This is a genomic window from Paracoccus amoyensis (genome assembly GCF_014490725.1).
GTDB classification, from domain to species: domain Bacteria; phylum Pseudomonadota; class Alphaproteobacteria; order Rhodobacterales; family Rhodobacteraceae; genus Paracoccus; species Paracoccus amoyensis.
On sequence record NZ_JACOQL010000008.1, the window covers coordinates 25706 to 41909 of the forward strand.

Genomic DNA, 16204 nt, shown 5'->3' on the forward strand with positions numbered 1-16204 from the left:
GAGGAAGCCATATCCCTGCTGGTCAAGGAGATGACATGTTTATCAATCCACAGGAATGAAGCGCGGCAAGGGTCCGGCCAGATTTTTCGTCATGTCCAGCAAGCGGGCTTCTGCATCCGCCTCGGACTCTCCGTTATGCATCAGCGTGGTCAGACGCACCAAACCGCCATCCGTCTGACCCGTGCGGATACCATCGGCCAACAGATAGAATTTGGCGGCAAAATCCCATGCCACCCGGCGTTCACCCTGCTGGAACCAGTAATAGACCATCATCCGCTGTTCGCCCTTCTGGATGATTGCGCGGTTCAATGGAAAGGGGGTGTCCTGCCCCAGTTGCGGGGCAATATCGACCCGCTCCAGCTTGGCGATTTCCCAGCCGGACGAGGGCAGACAGATTTCCGGCGAATGCACACCGCCTTTGGACTGGTCGTTGTAAAAAGCCATGAACAACCCGACCGGAGGTGTGGCGGCGTCACGGATAAAGGTCGCCTGACGGTAATCATCGGCGGCAAGCGCCTTGGCGATATCCGGGGTCAGACGCTCTTCCGGGCCGCGCTGCTGCCATGTGCCCAGCTCCTGCGGGAACATGGCAAAGGGCGTGCGGGTGGGCGGCACGGAACGGTTGTCGGGCACCAATTGCCATGCGCCAAGCGCCGCCAGTCCAAGAACCGCGGCTGTAATCATCGCTGGCGACGGGCGGGTCAGCTTCAGCCGGCCCAATTGCGTCCACATCCCCGACATATCCAGATCCAGCGCTTCGGCCAGTGTCGGTTTGCCGGGATGGAAGAACAGCATCAGACGCGCCAGGCCGAACAGCAAGATGATACAGGCGATGAAGATGACCCAGCCTTCAAAGAAATGGGTGAACCCTTCCAGCCATTCGACCCCATAGTAATTGGCAATGATCCCGCCAATCGCGATCCGGACCGAATTCATGAAGACCGTGATCGGCACGGCCGACAGCAGCAATACGGCCTTTTGCCAGACCGGCCCCCGATACAGCACTGCGAAAATGTAAGAGAAAGACAGGATCGGGAACAGATAGCGCAGGCCGGAACAAGCCTCGGCCACATGCAGCTTCATCACGCCCAGATCGATGATATTGCCTTCCAGAAACACCGGCACCGACATCAGCTTCAGCATCCAGACGCCCAGTTCGGACGAGATCATCTGAAGCGAGGTGGAAATCTTGTAATACAGCACACCGGGCAAAGGCAGCATATAGACCAGATGCAGAACCGGCGGCCAGAAATGCTTGCCCGTGGACCAGCCGAAGGACACCAGCAGAATACCCGCGACCCAGATGATCGTTGCATAGGCGACAATATCGTCGATCTGGGACAGCTTGCCCAATGCGCCGACCGTAAAGGCCAGCAGAATCACGGCCACGCCGGGCCAGCGATCATGGATGGGGCCTGGATTTGGGGGGTATTGCTTCAGTTCGCGCAGAAACATCAGCGCGGACAGGACGGGGATCAATGGGCCATGGCTGTATTCAGGCGTTTGCCATGCCAGCAAAAGCGCATCCAGGCCGTCGATAAAAAACCAGCCTGCCGCAATTGTCGCAACGGCCAGCCAAAACAGACCGGCAACGCTGGTTGACGACAATTGCCCCTGAGGCGAACTGATCGTGTCACTGGATGCCATTACACATTCACCTTTTACGCGGCCTGCAGACCCGTTGCCCTCATCCTACCGCAATAGCGCCATTTTCGCGAGAAGGGGATGCGATTTGGACAATTTTGTCTTTGATTGCCTCACATCTTGCTGAGGTATTGCGAAACGGGTCCCATTCAAGGGACAGGCCGGTGTCAAAAAAGGAAAACCCGCCCAAAGGCGGGTTTCCGATATTCGTGCGCTGATAAAAAATCAGGCTGCGGTTTTGCGACGACGAAGAGCCGCCAGACCGCCCAGACCAGCCAACAGCATCAGACCCGCTGCCGGCAGCGGAACTGCTGCAACCGAGATGCTGTCAACGTCAAAGCCATCGTTGCTGTTGGTGTTCGGGAATTCTTCGCCGGTGACATCAACCAGTTTGATATATTCAAACGCGGTTTTTGCACGAACCGAAGACGATGCGACATTGTTCAGCAAACGACCCAGATAGGTTTCGACACCGCCCAGGACCGAGTAGACGTCAACGGCTTCGTCATGGCCTTTTGCACGGTCATAAGTGATTTCGAAGGCTGAAACGTCGTTAGCGGCATCAAACAGCGACTGCGCAAAGCCGACGACCAGCGTACCGCCGAAGCCCATCGAGTAGAAAAGGCCGTCTGCCGCGCCGAGGGCGTTGGCGGTCTTGCTGCGGCTGCCAGCACAACCCATGGGAAGACCAGCGTTGGAGTAGCAGTCGCCCAACTCGCTGCTGATGACCTTGTCAGCATAGTAGGTCGCAGCATTTGCACCTGCGGCCGATGCGGCCAAAACAGCGCCAGCCAGAAGGGTTTTCAAAACGTTCATTTTTCACCTGTTCACAATAGTATCAGTATCGGCCGGGCGCCGAATGATCTCACTACTTTTACCAATTCAGACATTTTTAAACAAGTTTAATTCGCGTCTGATGGGGCGGGGTTCGATATTTTTGGCAGGTTTTGAGGAAATTCCGACTGTCACACTACCACCGGTAGTTTTGGGGGTGTTTTGCACGCACTCAAGGAGAAATTATCAGGTTAAGCGCATACAAATAATGCTGGATTCCGATTCGAATAACAGCCGATTTTTTGCATACTGTTCATATTCTTATCTGCTCCTTTAGGAATGGCTGCAAATCCTGAGTAAAGAAATGTGAAGTCTCCTGCACAATTACGATGATCTGGATCTTCGGAATGGATGTGCCTGCAAATCGCGAAATCGTGAAATTTTCGACATTTGATTGATATATCAGATGGTTTGCTGACGAGGGGAACCGGTCTGAAAACCACCCGGATCAGTCGGGGCCCTCAGTCAAGGGGGGCGCTCAGTCTGGCCGAGGTATTCAAAATCATTGGTGCCAACCGGCGGATATCTATTCGGCAGATTCTTGCCGATCAAGCTTTCTAATATAGGTGAACCTTACGTCATGCTGCCTTTTATGGGGTGAGTTTACATATGATAAGTCTGACACGCGCCAAAATTGCTTGCCGAAAAGAAGTTTCACGCGCAGGTAGAAAAATCGACGTAAGGGCAGCTTTGTGCGGTGGGCTTGTGCTCGAATCACAAGCACGTTGCTTGCCTTTCGAGACTTAAAAGCAGATGAGTTTGCCCCCCAAATCCTGCATGCTCTCTGTATGCCCCTGTATGATTGTCCAAGAGTATCCCATGCCGTCTGTCGTCACCCCCTCCCGCGCCTATTTGCTTGTCTCTCCTTGCCGGAACGAGGCTGATTACATGCGGCGCACATTGGACAGTGTGGTGGGACAAAGCGTGCCACCGGCCAAATGGGTGATTGTCGACGATGGCTCGACCGATGAGACACCGCAGATTCTGGCCGAATATGCGGCGCGCCATCCCTTCATTCAGGTTGTCACCAAGCCGGACCGGGGGCACCGCGCCGTCGGGCCGGGCGTGATCGAAGCCTTTTACCATGGGTTGGATCAGGTGCGGATGTCAGACTTCCCCTATCTGTGCAAGCTGGATCTGGATCTGGATCTGCCGCCCCGCTACTTCGAAATCCTGATGCAGCGGATGGAGGAAAACCCACGTATCGGCACCTGTTCGGGCAAGCCGTGGTTCCGCACGGAAGGGGGCCATTGGGTGTCGGAAAAATGTGGCGATGAAATGTCGGTCGGCATGACCAAATTCTATCGCCGCGAATGTTTCGACCAGATCGGCGGTTTCGTCCGCGAGGTCATGTGGGATGCGATTGATTGCCACAAGGCGCGTCAATTGGGCTGGATCGCGGTCAGCTGGAATGACGACGATCTGCGGTTCGAACATCTTCGGCCAATGGGCTCCAGCCAGAAAAGTGTTTTCACGGGTCGCCGCCGGCATGGTTTCGGGCAGTATTACATGGGCTCGGACCCGGCCTATTTCGTGGCGACGGGTCTGTATCGGATGGCGCATCCGCCCTATGTGCTGGGCGGTCTGGCGACCATTCAGGGCTTTCTGGGCGCATGGATGCGCCGTGAGCCGCAGCACGCCGATGCCGAGCTGCGCAATTTCATCCGCGCCTATCAGCGCCGCGCCCTGCGGGTCGGCAAGGCCCGCGCCGTGGCCGAGATCGAGGCCGCCCGGGCAGGGCAGTGGAACGCCCCCGAATGAGCGATGGCCCCCGCCCAAAAATTCTGGTGCTGGCAGAGGCCGCCAATCCGGACATGGTCAGTGTGCCATTGGTCGGCTGGTCGTTGACCGCCGCCCTGCGCGACGTGGCAGATGTGCATCTGGTCACCCAGATCCGCAATCGCGATGCGATCCTGCGCGCAGGTCTGGTTGAAGGGCGGGATTTTACCGCCATCAACAGCGAACGCGTGGCGCGCCCCTTGTGGCAGCTGACCCGATTGCTGGGGGTTGGCGGCGCCAGCAACAAGGGCTGGACCATTTCGCAGGCGATCACTGTCATCTCGGACGCTTATTTCGAACGGCTGGTCTGGAAGCAATTCGGCGCCCGGATCAAGGCCGGAGAATGGGATGTGGTTCATCGCATCACACCGCTTAGCCCGGTAAAACCCAGCTTTGCAGGCTGCAAGACGGCAGCGGCTGGCGTGCCCTTTGTCATGGGACCGCTGAACGGCGGCGTTCCCTGGCCAGAAGGGTTCGAGGCGGCGCGCAACAAGGAACGCGAATGGCTGTCCAAGGTCCGGGGCGCGGTCAAGCTGTTACCCGGACGCAAGGCGACATGGCGGGCGGCCAAAGCCATTCTTGTCGGATCGCGGCACACGCAAAGCGAGATCGCAGACGAATATCGCGACAAGACCATCTACATTCCGGAAAACGGCATCGTCGGGTCAGCGTTTTCGCCAGACAATCCGGCTGGTCCGCCCCATATCCCGCTGCGCGCCTGCTTTGTCGGGCGGCTGGTGCCCTATAAGGGGCCGGACATGCTGATCCGTGCGGCTGCCCCGCTGCTGCGGGCAGGGACGCTGCGCCTTGAGCTGATTGGCAATGGCCCCATGCTGGCTGAACTGAAGGCCTTGGCCCGCGCCGAACAGGTCGAAGATGCGATCACCTTTCACGGACACCTGAAACATGCGGATGTCGCGCAGACGATGAAGGGGTGCGATTTTCTGGCCTTCCCTTCGATCCGCGAATTCGGGGGCGGGGTGGTGTTAGAGGCGATGGCCCTGGGCCTGCCGCCGCTGATCGTGGATTATGCAGGCCCGGGCGAGTTGGTGAGCCCGGAATGGGGCTTCAAGGTGCCTGTCAATGCGCCCGATCGGCTGATCGCCGATTTTCGTGCCCAGTTGGAACAGATCGTCAGGGATCCATCAATTCTGGGCCCGCGCGGCGTGGCGGCACAGGCGCGGGTGAGCGATAAATTCCTGTGGTCGCGCAAGGCGGAACAGATGCTGGATGTCTATGACTGGGTGCGTGGCATTCGTGCCGACAAGCCGCAGCCCTTCTAGGCTGGCCTTCCAGATTGGCGGGCTCAGGCCAGAAGCCGGCCCAGCTTTTCAGCCTCTTGCCGGACATCGAATTCGGCCCGAACCTTTTGCCGCCCGGCCTGACCCATCCGGGCCGCCCGCTCGGGCTGGGCAAGGATGTCGATCATGGCATCGGCAAAGATGTCCGCATCGCCCGGCGCAACGATCCGGCCTGAAACACCATCTTCGACCAGTTCCGGGATGCCTGCGATACGCGTGGTCAGAACCGGACGGGCACTGGCCATCGCCTCCATCAGCACCACGGGCACACCTTCGGCGAATGAAGGCAGGGCGAACAGATCGCAGCGGGCCAGTTCGGCGGCAACCTCGTCCTGGCTGAGATAGCCGGTAAATCGCACGGCATCGGTCAGGCCCAGTTCGCGGGTCCGCGCCTCAAGCTCCTTGCGGGCGGGGCCATCGCCCACCAGCGTCAACCGCGCATCGGGATAGGTCGCACGGGCCTTGGCGAAAGCCTCCAGCAACACCGGCACGCCCTTGGCGGCGGCAAGGCGGCCGATGAACAGCACCTCGCGCCCCGGTGGACGGTCGGCGGGGGCATAGCGGTCAGGCTCGACCCCGCAATGGACGATCTGCAGGCGCGGCCAATGCCGATCGTCGGAAAACAACATCCCCTGAGAGCGGCAGAAATTGCTGATGCAGGCCACGAACCGCGCCTGTGCGATCTTGTCACCCAGATGCCAGCGCCCGGTATCCAGAAAATCAGCCGGGCCATGCAGGGTAAAGCTGTAGGGGATGCCGGACAGCTCGGATGCCAGCATCGCAACCGAGGATGACGCCATGGCAAAATGGTTATGAATGCCGGTGATCTTTTCGCGGGCGCAATGATGGGCCAGCACCATGGCCTCCAGCAGGTAGAACATTTGCCAGACGGTCGCCTTGATCCCCGCAGGCCGCGTTTTCAGCGCCAGCCTGATCATGCGCCAGAACCGCCCCGGACGGGCCAGCGCCCAACCAAGCGCGCCCAGCAGGTTGCCCGGATTTTTGGCGGCATCCAGCACATAGAAGGTCGTTTCCGCCGCGACCTTTTCATCCGGCCCACGATGATGTTCCGGCCCCGTCCGCCGGATCGAACAGGTCTGCACATCATAGCCCAAAGCCCGCAAGGCCAGCACTTCGCGCAGGATGAAGGTGTGTGACACTGCCGGATACTCTCCGGTCAGATAGGCGATTCGGGTTGCTTGGGTCATGCGCACCATCCGGCGTTTGGTCGTATGACACGGCTTCTGGGCAGGCGAACGCCCCCCGTCAATCGGATTTCCGCCCATTCCGGCAGAACCGGCGAAGAAGCTGTGGAAGTCCTCAAACCACCCGGAAAATAAGGACATACAAATTTCTATCATATTGACTTTGCACGAAGTCAAAGGCGGCTCTTTGCCGATAGGGATGGCGAAAACACTTTTGCGGCTGCAAAACATTTACGCTTTGTTAATGTCCCGCCGTTGTCACGCGAATGTGAGGTTTTTCATGACGCCCGCCTTAAAGGTATTGCACTGGTTGCGGCAATCCTGCTGTCCCCGTTTGCACATCCGGCCGAAGCTGCAAGCTGTGCAAGCTCGCCAACCATTTGCACCGAAGGGGACGGGCGCTTCTTGTTTGGCACAGCGGAAATCGAAGGTTGGGTCGATGCCACGGCAATCGGCATGTCAGCACGGGAACGGTATCATCTGACTTTCCATTCCTATGGCGTGTCCGAAGGGGGGATTTACAGTGAATCGGCCTTTGCCACCCTGGACATGAACCAAAGCGGAAATACCGTTGGCAACAATGGCAACGGCATGACCTATGATGGCGGCAGTTCGAACGCCATCAACGCGGCCGGCCCCTATAGCGACCGTTTCGCCGGCGGGGTCAGCCTTGTCCCCTCGCTGACGTTTCCCGGCCAGATCATCAATGATTATTCGCTTGCAATGATGGATCTGGATATCCGTGCCCGCCAAGGCGTGCTGTGGCCTGAAACCTTGCCCGCAAGGGCCCCGACGGCAAGTGTCGGATCATTCAACCTGAGCATTGGCTTTTTCGGCTTGGATATCGACCCTGTGGATCCCCATTTTTACGACGTCGATCAGGACAATCATGTTCGGTTGACCACCAGCAATTTCGACCGGTTGCTTTTCACCTTTTCGGATGGAGAAGGGGGCACCACGACGCGCGAACTGACCATGCCTTCGGCAGTTCCCCTGCCTGCTTCGGCAGTCTTTTTGCTGGCCTGTCTAAGCGGCTTTTTCCTTCTGCGCAGCAGACAGCTTGCAACGGCACAGGCCCGGCAACGGGTGGCAGGTTAGGATCCTGTTAATCTTCTGACCGGATTTTTGGGCTCTCATACATACAAATGCCCGGGTGCAATTTTTTGTGCCCGCGGCAAAGGGGAGCCCGAGATGACCGATATTTTCAAACATCATGTGCCCGGCCTTGAAAGCCCCGCGACCCGGCTGGCGGCTGTGGCCCCGGATGATGCAACCGATCTGACCATGGTCAGCCGTGCCATTGCCGTCGGCACCGAAGGCTTCGTTCGGGTCACGACCACAAGCGGATCGACCGGGCGGATCTATGTCGTTCCGGGCGCCCCCTTTCCGATCCGGGTCAGCCGGATCTGGGCCAGCGGGACCACGGCCACCGATATCGTCGCACTGGCGTGAGGGTTCATATCGGCGCGGGTCTTGCGCCTCGACTTGGGCGCCGGTCGCATGTGCGGCCCGCGCCGAACGTCATGCTGCTGACATCCGGCGACGGGGTCATCGCCTCGATGCCGCTGGATGGGGCTGAAATTCTGACCTTTGATCTGTCATCGCACTCCCATCATGGGGGCCAGTATCGGATTGATCCGGCCTTGCTGTCCGATGGCGCGGTCTGCCTGGCAGCCCCCCGGATTGCACCCTATCAGGATGGCGATGACAGCCTGCGGGTGCAGCCAGGCCTTTGGGTCTGTCTGGACAGGATCGGCTGGCCTGTGATCCACGGGCAGTGGCTGCGCGACGAAACCCTGATTGCAGGGCGCACAGGCCCGGATTTTCCGCTGGATGTCCTGCTGTCGGATGCAAGCTTCACCTATGTTGAAACCATGCGGCAAGGTGGGCGGAGCAAGATATCGGCGTCCGCGCCCGTGCGCCTGTCTGCCAAGGCACCTGTTTCCGGGGAATTGCGGATGGTCCCGATGGCGGATGCGACGCTGCAGGTGGCCCTGGCCGGCCCGGAAGTCGTCACGGTCGCGGTTGTCCGGCCCGCGGATTTTGCGGGCCAGTATCAGGTGGATCCCACAGAGCTGGCCCTTGGTCCGGTTGTTCTGGTGCCGCCGGTCATTGCGTGGTCGGAAGATGAGACAGCATTCCACGTCCGGCGACCCGGCCTTTGGGCCTATGATCCCGAACGGGGCGATCTGGCGCTGGAATATCAATGGCTGCGCGATGGCAATCCGGTCGCAGATGCGATGCAGTCCGACATGGCGGCAAGCAGCGCGGCCATTGCGACCGTGAACGTGGTCGAACGGGCCGTGCAGGCCCATGGGCAGCGCGATGTCATATCAAACGATCTGCTGCATGATCCGCATGCCCCCAGACTGGACAGCTTTGCGACCGCAACCGATACGGCATTGGCATCCTATCGCGGGATCAGCGCAGAGGTCTGGACCAATCTGACGACCGTTGGAAACATCACCCTGCGGGCTGCAACCGGGCAGGCAGAACCTGCGGGCGGAACGGTCTTCATCCGTGGCGCGACCCTATACGGGGCGCGGCAATTCGCAGAAGCCGATATCCGTTGCGGCAACGCCTATGCCAATGGCAGCACGCTTTCCGGGATCGGGGTGGCGGTCTGTGCCCAGGTCCAAACCGGCAATCCTGCCATTGCCAATCGCTATGCCCTGACATGGGCCGGTGGCGTTGGAAAGTTTCGCCTGACGCGGCACAGCAACGGCGCTGGCGTGCTGATCGCCGAACATGGCCCTGTCGGTTCCGATTGGATTGCGGGGGCAAAGGCCCGCATGCGTCTGGAATATGATCAGGGGACATTGCGCGCCTATGTCAAAGGCGCGCTGATCATCACAGTCCAGGACAACAGTCTTGCCGACGGTGGGGTTGGCCTGCTGTCGGACACCACAGCCGCAAGCGGACGTTTGAGCGAGGCATTATCCTTCAAGGGAAGGATCATTATGACACGTATGGGTTTCAACTTTCCTCGGGGCACCCCGGTCGAGGTCGATCTTGCACAGGGCACGAAAACGCACAGGGCACGGGCTGATCAATGGGGCGTCGCCCACAGAGCGGTCGGTGCGCAGGGCAGGCGCATGAACCAGTTCGATCAGCCCGTGCCGGGCGCCAGGCCGCAATTCGATGGCAGCCATGTGCTGGATCTGGTGGACAAGCCTGGCGCACAAACGGTGCGGATTACCGCCCCGGATGACCTGATCTGGACTGGAACCAATTCCAGAACCGGATGGCATGTCCGCCTGCGCGACTTGCAGGGACAGCCGGTTATGGATGAAATCGTGATCCGGCAAACCGCCATCAATATGCGCAGCACATGGGTGCCGGCCGTGGGTGCCATCCTGCCCGCAGAAATGCCAAGGCTTGCCCCCTTCCGGTCAGGAATTCATGGGCTGGCCGCCCCTGCCGTCACACCCGGCGTCATTCTGGCCGGTGCCTTGCATCTGGATCTGCGGGGGGTTGTTGTCGGCAGCTATCCCCTGATCGAGGCAAAGGTCAGCGGCCAGTTTACCGATGTGACGGTTGCTAACCTGTCGCCAGATCTGGATGCACGCCTGTCCGTGACCGAAAACGGCGTCATGCTGATCCTGCAACCGGGTCATGGCCAAATCATGACCTAAGGCGTGTCCTGGCCAGAAGCGGCTGTCTTGTCAGCAGTTTCTGGCCAGACCATGGGGAAAACTGCCTAAAAGTCAGGTTGCTTTATGGCCGCCCGATGCTTTCATCCGATACATGTTTTTGCGGTGTATACGGAGTAGCGATTATCCCTGTTGCAGCCAGATCACAGCCCGAAGGCCAGTATTTCGGGGTCATCCCGCCATCTTCAGCAGGCAGTCTGGGCGATCAGGCGATGGTTGACGCTGCCGCCTGCTATCTGTCCCAAGATATGGGCCGTCGGGTCGTGATCGGCCCCAACCCCGTGCAGACCCGCGCAACAGCCATATTGGCACCGGATCATCGTCCGGTCACAATCTTGCGCATCATGTCGCGGATGTTGCTGACCTGCCCCGGCATTGGCTGTATCGGCGCTGACATTCTTGATGGCGTTTACGGAAAATCACAGGTGTTCAAGCGGTTACGGATGCTGCGCATTGCCCATGCCGTCGGCCGCAAGACCCGCGTCTTTGGTGCAAGCTGGTCGGAAACCCCCCATCCCGAGGTTGCAGCCGCCCTGCGCAGGGCCAGCTGGCTGGAAATCTGCGCTCGTGATCCAATCTCGCAAGCGCGGATGGAAAAGGCTTTCGGCCGGCCCGTCCCGCTGGTGGCCGATCTGGCATTTCTGCTGAAACCAGAGCTTCGGGCCGGGGCCGCCAGAACTGGTCACAACTGGATCACCGCCCAGCAGCAGATCGGACGAGTCGTGATGGGGGTGAACCTGTCGGGGCATACCGTCGGCACCCTGCCGGGTGATGGCGTCAGATCCGTTGCACAACCGATCATCCGCTGGCTGCTGGCCGATCCGCAGCGCGCAGTCATCCTGATGCCGCATGACCGGCGTGGCGGGAAAGTGGGTGACGGCACTGCGCTGACAGCTTTGCATGATATCCTGTCAGCCGATTTCGCCGACCGGATGCACAGCCTGCCCGTGACATTGGATACATGGGAAATGAAGGCCATAGCGGGTGCAACCGATCTGATCCTGACCGGGCGGATGCATCTGGCCATCGCCGCATTGGGAATGGGAACACCTGCTTTTTGCACCGTCTATCAGGGCAAGTTCGAAGGCCTGATGCAAATGTTCGGACTGGAAGACATGACCATCGCACCATCACTGATGGACAGTGCGGAATGCGATGCCAAACTGGCCCGCGTGACCCGACAGCGCCAACAGCTTTCGGCCCGGATACAGGCCCGATTGCCGCAGATCGTGGAAATGAGCCGGAGCAACTTCGCAGGAATGTGACAGGTGCCGCCGCATTATCCGCCTATATTCCGCAAAAGCCGACATCAGGACATTGCCTTGCCATCTGATCCGCGTAATGACCGGCGGCGCAGAGGCGCAAGTCTGCGGACAACAGGATGGATGGCAAAGCGGCGACCATGACGTCACCGGTGTCACAGGAAAAGGAACACTCATGATCGTCGGCTCATTGGTCATGTTGATCTGGCCGCTGGTGATTTTCTGGTTGTTTGCAAAGCGCCAGCCGGCAGTTGCCGTGACCACGGCCATCGTGGGCGGGTATCTTTTGCTGCCCGGCAATATCTCTTTCGATTTTCCGGCGATCCCGGTTCTGAACAAGCACTCGATCACGGCGCTTTGCACGGCAGTGGCGGCCATGATTTTTCTGAACCGGTCACGGACCCGCACCATGCCGGCCGGGATGGTTCTGGACGGTGCCATCCCGCGCAGCCCGATGGTGCGCGCCCTGATGATCATGATGGTGGTTGGCATTTTCGGCACTGTTGTCACCAATGGCGACGGGCTGCGCTATGGTGGCACCAGTCTGGGGGGGTTACGTCTTTATGATGCGGCATCCATGCTGGGCAGCACCATCTTTGCGATGCTGCCCTTCCTTCTTGCCCGCAAATATATCGCACATCCGGATGCCCAACGCCTGCTGCTGGTTTCGCTGGCGATGGCCGGACTGATCTATTCGATTCCGACCCTTTACGAAGTGCGGATGTCACCGCAGCTAAGTCGGATCATTTACGACTATTTTCCCCACCAATGGTTGCAGCATGTCCGGGCCGGGGGCTTTCGTCCGGTCGTCTTCCTGCATCATGGATTGTGGCTGGCGATCTTTTTCTGCAGTTGTTTTCTGGCCGCCCTGGCTTTGTGGCGCAGTAGCGCCGGTAAACCCAAAATCACATGGATGCTGGCGACCTTGTGGCTTTTCGCCACGCTGGCCGTATCAAAAGGAATGGGCGCATTGGCGATCGGCCTGTTGCTGGGCGCGATCATTTTCCTCCTGCCGACCCGCCTGCAGATATTGGCCGCTGCCATCTTCGCGGGCATCGTGCTGGTCTACCCGATGCTGCGGGGCGCGAATGTCATCCCGGTTCAGCAAATCGTCAACATTGCCGCAGATATCAATGCGGAAAGGGCGGGTTCCCTGTCGTTCCGTCTGAAGAACGAAGACCTTCTACTGGAAAGAGCGAATGAGCGACCCTTGTTCGGATGGGGTTTGTGGGGACGCAACCGGGTTTATGACGAGACCGGTCAGGATATCAGCACGACCGATGGTTACTGGGTCATGTCGATCGGGACCAGCGGCTGGATCGGCTATCTGGCCGAGTTTGGCTTGTTGACCCTGCCCCTGATCTTTCTAGCCCTGCGATGGCGCGAACTGGCCCTGACGCCGACAACGGCCGGGATCGCCCTGGCCCTGACGGCCAATCTTCTGGACCTGATCCCGAATGCCACCCTGACGCCGGTCACATGGTTGCTGGCGGGGGCATTGGCCGGCCGGCTGGAGCTGGGCCGCCTCTCTCAGCCAGATGACGCCATCGTCATGGCTGATGACTTGCCGGTTCGGCGCAATGCCTATAGCCGTCAGGTCAAACGGCATCCGCCGCATGCTGCCCGTTCCGCCTGATCAGTTGCTTCCCGAGTTTGTCCGATGCTGCCGCGTATAAGCGTTTCCATCATCAATTACCGCACTGCGGACATGACGCTTGATTGCGTCCGTTCCGTGCTGGCCGATATCGCCCGTGCCAATCTGAACCCGGACGCCATTCAGATCGTCGTCGTCGACAACAAGTCGGGCGACGGATCAGCCGAACGGATCGAGGGATGGATCGCGGCCCAAAGCCCGCCGGTCCCCGTGACCCTGGTAAAGGCGACTGAAAATTCCGGCTATTCGGGGGGCCATAACCGTGGCATGGCGGCCGTCAGGGCGGAAAGCTATCTGATCCTGAATTCGGATGCGCTGCTGAAGCCCGGCTTCTTCACTGCGCTGACCGACACCATGGCCCGCCATCCCGATGCGGGGCTGATCGTTCCCCGGCTGGAAGGGGAAGATGGCGTTGGCCAGATCAACTGTTTCCGCTTTGCCGGACCTGCAAGCGAATTGATCCGCGGTGCCGCGACCGGACCCGTCACGAAACTTCTGAAACGCCACGAGGTTGCCCTGACATTGGCGCCTCCGGACGACCAGATCGAATGGGCCAGTTTCGCCTGCATTCTGCTGAATGGCCGCATGGTCGATGCGATCGGTCCAATGGATGAAGGATATTTCCTTTATTACGAGGATTCCGAATATTGCCTGCGGGCCCGCCGGGCAGGCTGGCGCCTTGTTCGTGCCCCTGACGCGGTTGCGATCCATTTCCGGGGGGGTTCTGGTCCGGTCAAGGAACTGGCCAAGGCCAAGAAGCGCGCCCCGGAATATTATTACCGCTCGCGCAGCCGGTTCATGACGCAGGCGCATGGCAAAGCAGGACTTCTGGCCGCCAATCTGGCCTGGTATCTGGGGCGCGGGATCGCACAGATGCGTCGTCTGTTGGGCAAGCCCGTGCCGCAGGCCACCGAAAACGAGACCCGCGATTTGTGGATCGGGGCGGGCAGTCCGTTAGCCCCCTTCCGCCCGAAAGGTTGATGTGATGACCGCCCTTCCCGATTTCATCATCATCGGTGCGATGAAATGCGGCACCTCGACGCTGCAGGCGCAATTGGCCGTGCAGTCGGGCGTCTTCATGACCACCCCGAAAGAGCCGAATTTCTTTTCCGACGATGCGGTCTTTGCGCGTGGCATGGGCTGGTATCAGGAATTGTTCGCCAATGCGGGCCCGGACGACCTGAAGGGCGAGGCGTCAACCCATTACACCAAGCTGCCAACGCATCCCCAGACCATTGCCCGGCTGCACCCGCATTGCCCGTCCTTGCGGCTGGTCTATATGATCCGCAACCCGCTGCAACGCGCCGTCTCTCATTACATCCATGAATGGAGCGAGGGGCGCATGGGCGATGATCCGGTCGCCGAATTCGCCCGTCATTCCGAAATGGTCGAATATGGCCGCTATGCCTGGCAGATCGCACCCTGGATCGACGCCTATGGCGCGGATTCCATCATGCTGACCAGTCTGGAGCAGTTGAAGGCCGATCCACAGGGGGAATTGTCCCGTGTCAGTGCCCATATCGGGTTGCAACAGCCCGTCCTCTGGCATGATGAACTGGGCCAGCAGAATGTCTCGGCCGAGCGGGTGCGCAAGATCCCGTTCCAGAATGTGCTGATCTATAACCCGGTAGCCACCGCCCTGCGCCGGGCATTGGTGCCCAAACCGCTGCGCAACGCCATCCGCGATTCCCGCAAGATCACGTCGCGGCCGGAATTGCCCGCGACATTGCGGCGCCGGCTTGAGCGGCGGTTTCTATCCGACCGGCAGGATCTGGCGCAACTTTTTCCGGGGCATCCGGCGTTAAGCCTGTGCTATCCTTTCGCCATTGAAACGGCTCATGCCTGAAACTCATTTTGACACAGCCACCTGCGGCGCTGTCGTGGACGCGATCGCCATCGGCCGCAACGAAGGCCAGCGACTGATTGCCTGTCTGGACAGCCTGGCATCGGCCGGGTTTCGCCAAATCGTCTATGTCGACAGCGGCTCGACCGATGACAGCCTTGCCGAGGCCCGGGCGCGTGGCGTCACGGTGGTGCAGCTGGACATGTCGCAGCCCTTTACCGCCGCACGTGCCCGCAATGCGGGTGTCGCGGCGCTGGCCACGGGCGATCAGGCGCCCGATTACCTGCAGTTCATCGATGGCGATTGTGTGCTGGACGCAAAATGGCTGCCGCTGGCGACAGAATTTCTGAACTCGAACCCGGTCGTGGCTGTGGCTTGTGGCCGTCGCCGGGAAATCGCGGCGGACGCCTCGGTCTATAACCAGTTGATCGATCAGGAATGGAATACGCCCATCGGCCAGACCCGGTCCTGCGGCGGTGATGCCCTGATGCGGGCGTCAGCCTTTGTCGAGGTGGGCGGCTTTGACCCGACCCTGATCGCCGGTGAGGAACCCGAGCTTTGTGTGCGGTTGCGTCAGGCGGGCTGGCAAATCTGGCGACTGAATGCGGAAATGACCCGGCATGACGCCGACATCCATCGCTTGGGCCAATGGTGGCGGCGGACCCGCCGGGCAGGTCATGCCTATGCCCAAGGGGCCGCGCTGCACGGTGCCCTGCCCGAACGCCACAATGTCGCCCAGACGCGCCGGGCGCTGATCTGGGGCATGGCGCTGCCGCTGGTGGCCCTGCTGGGCGCGATGCTGATCAATCCGGTCTTTCTGCTGCTGCTTCTGGCATGGCCGGTGCAAATCCTGCGGCTCTACCTGCGGGACGGCGATCTGACCCGCGCGACATTTCTGACGCTGGGCAAGGTGCCCGAAGCCTTGGGCGTGGTCGAATATTGGTTCAAGCGGTGGACAGGCCGCGGCGGAAAGCTGATCGAATATAAATAGCTTTTGACGCAAGGCGGAGGCCAGTGTCAGTGAAGCCA

At 59.9% G+C, this 16204-nt stretch carries 13 protein-coding genes; 10 read left to right on the forward strand and 3 right to left on the reverse strand.

The window, feature by feature from the left end; translation table 11 throughout:
* Positions 1 to 42: 42 nt before the first annotated feature.
* Positions 43 to 1647 carry a VPLPA-CTERM-specific exosortase XrtD gene (xrtD, locus tag H4P12_RS17835; RefSeq protein WP_187794983.1) on the reverse strand — a complete coding sequence of 535 codons (1605 nt, stop codon included), beginning with the start codon at positions 1645 to 1647 and terminating at the stop codon, positions 43 to 45.
* Between the two features lie 222 nt (positions 1648 to 1869).
* Positions 1870 to 2460, reverse strand: a complete 591-nt coding sequence (locus H4P12_RS17840) for a VPLPA-CTERM sorting domain-containing protein (protein ID WP_187794984.1) — start codon at positions 2458 to 2460, stop codon at positions 1870 to 1872.
* An 837-nt stretch (positions 2461 to 3297) separates the two neighbouring features.
* On the opposite strand from H4P12_RS17840, the gene H4P12_RS17845 reads away from it, so the two are divergent.
* Entirely contained in the window at positions 3298 to 4239 is a 942-nt protein-coding gene (locus H4P12_RS17845) for a glycosyltransferase family 2 protein (protein ID WP_187794985.1), read from the forward strand.
* Positions 4236 to 5540 (forward strand): glycosyltransferase family 4 protein, encoded by a 1305-nt coding sequence (locus H4P12_RS17850; protein WP_187794986.1) that lies wholly within the window; start codon positions 4236 to 4238, stop codon positions 5538 to 5540. The genes H4P12_RS17845 and H4P12_RS17850 overlap by 4 nt, the downstream gene beginning before the upstream one ends.
* Positions 5541 to 5563: 23 nt before the next feature.
* Here the strand turns inward: H4P12_RS17850 and H4P12_RS17855 are convergent, their stop codons facing one another.
* On the reverse strand, positions 5564 to 6766 hold the full coding sequence (locus H4P12_RS17855; RefSeq protein ID WP_187794987.1) for a glycosyltransferase: 1203 nt from the start codon (positions 6764 to 6766) through the stop codon (positions 5564 to 5566).
* A gap of 252 nt (positions 6767 to 7018) precedes the next feature.
* Here H4P12_RS17855 and H4P12_RS17860 point away from each other — a divergent pair, with 252 nt between their 5' ends.
* The 8 genes from H4P12_RS17860 to H4P12_RS17895 all read left to right on the forward strand — a co-directional run bounded on the left by H4P12_RS17860 (position 7019) and on the right by H4P12_RS17895 (position 16166).
* Positions 7019 to 7861: a hypothetical protein gene (locus H4P12_RS17860; RefSeq protein WP_187794988.1), complete on the forward strand. Its 843-nt coding sequence runs from the start codon at positions 7019 to 7021 to the stop codon at positions 7859 to 7861.
* Positions 7862 to 7954: 93 nt separating this feature from the next.
* Complete coding sequence (locus H4P12_RS17865; RefSeq protein WP_187794989.1) at positions 7955 to 8215, forward strand: spike base protein, RCAP_Rcc01079 family; 261 nt, start codon at positions 7955 to 7957, stop codon at positions 8213 to 8215.
* 71 nt (positions 8216 to 8286) lie between these two features.
* Positions 8287 to 10398, forward strand: a complete 2112-nt coding sequence (locus H4P12_RS17870) for a hypothetical protein (protein WP_187794990.1) — start codon at positions 8287 to 8289, stop codon at positions 10396 to 10398.
* 230 nt (positions 10399 to 10628) lie between these two features.
* Positions 10629 to 11681: a polysaccharide pyruvyl transferase family protein gene (locus H4P12_RS17875; RefSeq protein ID WP_187794991.1), complete on the forward strand. Its 1053-nt coding sequence runs from the start codon at positions 10629 to 10631 to the stop codon at positions 11679 to 11681.
* 172 nt (positions 11682 to 11853) lie between these two features.
* The gene (locus H4P12_RS17880) at positions 11854 to 13314 is read left to right on the forward strand and encodes a hypothetical protein (protein WP_187794992.1); all 1461 of its coding nucleotides are present in this window, start codon (positions 11854 to 11856) and stop codon (positions 13312 to 13314) included.
* 24 nt (positions 13315 to 13338) lie between these two features.
* Positions 13339 to 14313: a glycosyltransferase family 2 protein gene (locus H4P12_RS17885; protein WP_187794993.1), complete on the forward strand. Its 975-nt coding sequence runs from the start codon at positions 13339 to 13341 to the stop codon at positions 14311 to 14313.
* Between the two features lie 4 nt (positions 14314 to 14317).
* On the forward strand, positions 14318 to 15178 hold the full coding sequence (locus H4P12_RS17890; RefSeq protein ID WP_187794994.1) for a sulfotransferase family protein: 861 nt from the start codon (positions 14318 to 14320) through the stop codon (positions 15176 to 15178).
* Positions 15171 to 16166, forward strand: a complete 996-nt coding sequence (locus H4P12_RS17895) for a glycosyltransferase family 2 protein (RefSeq protein ID WP_187794995.1) — start codon at positions 15171 to 15173, stop codon at positions 16164 to 16166. The genes H4P12_RS17890 and H4P12_RS17895 overlap by 8 nt, the downstream gene beginning before the upstream one ends.
* The last annotated feature ends 38 nt before the right edge of the window (positions 16167 to 16204 follow it).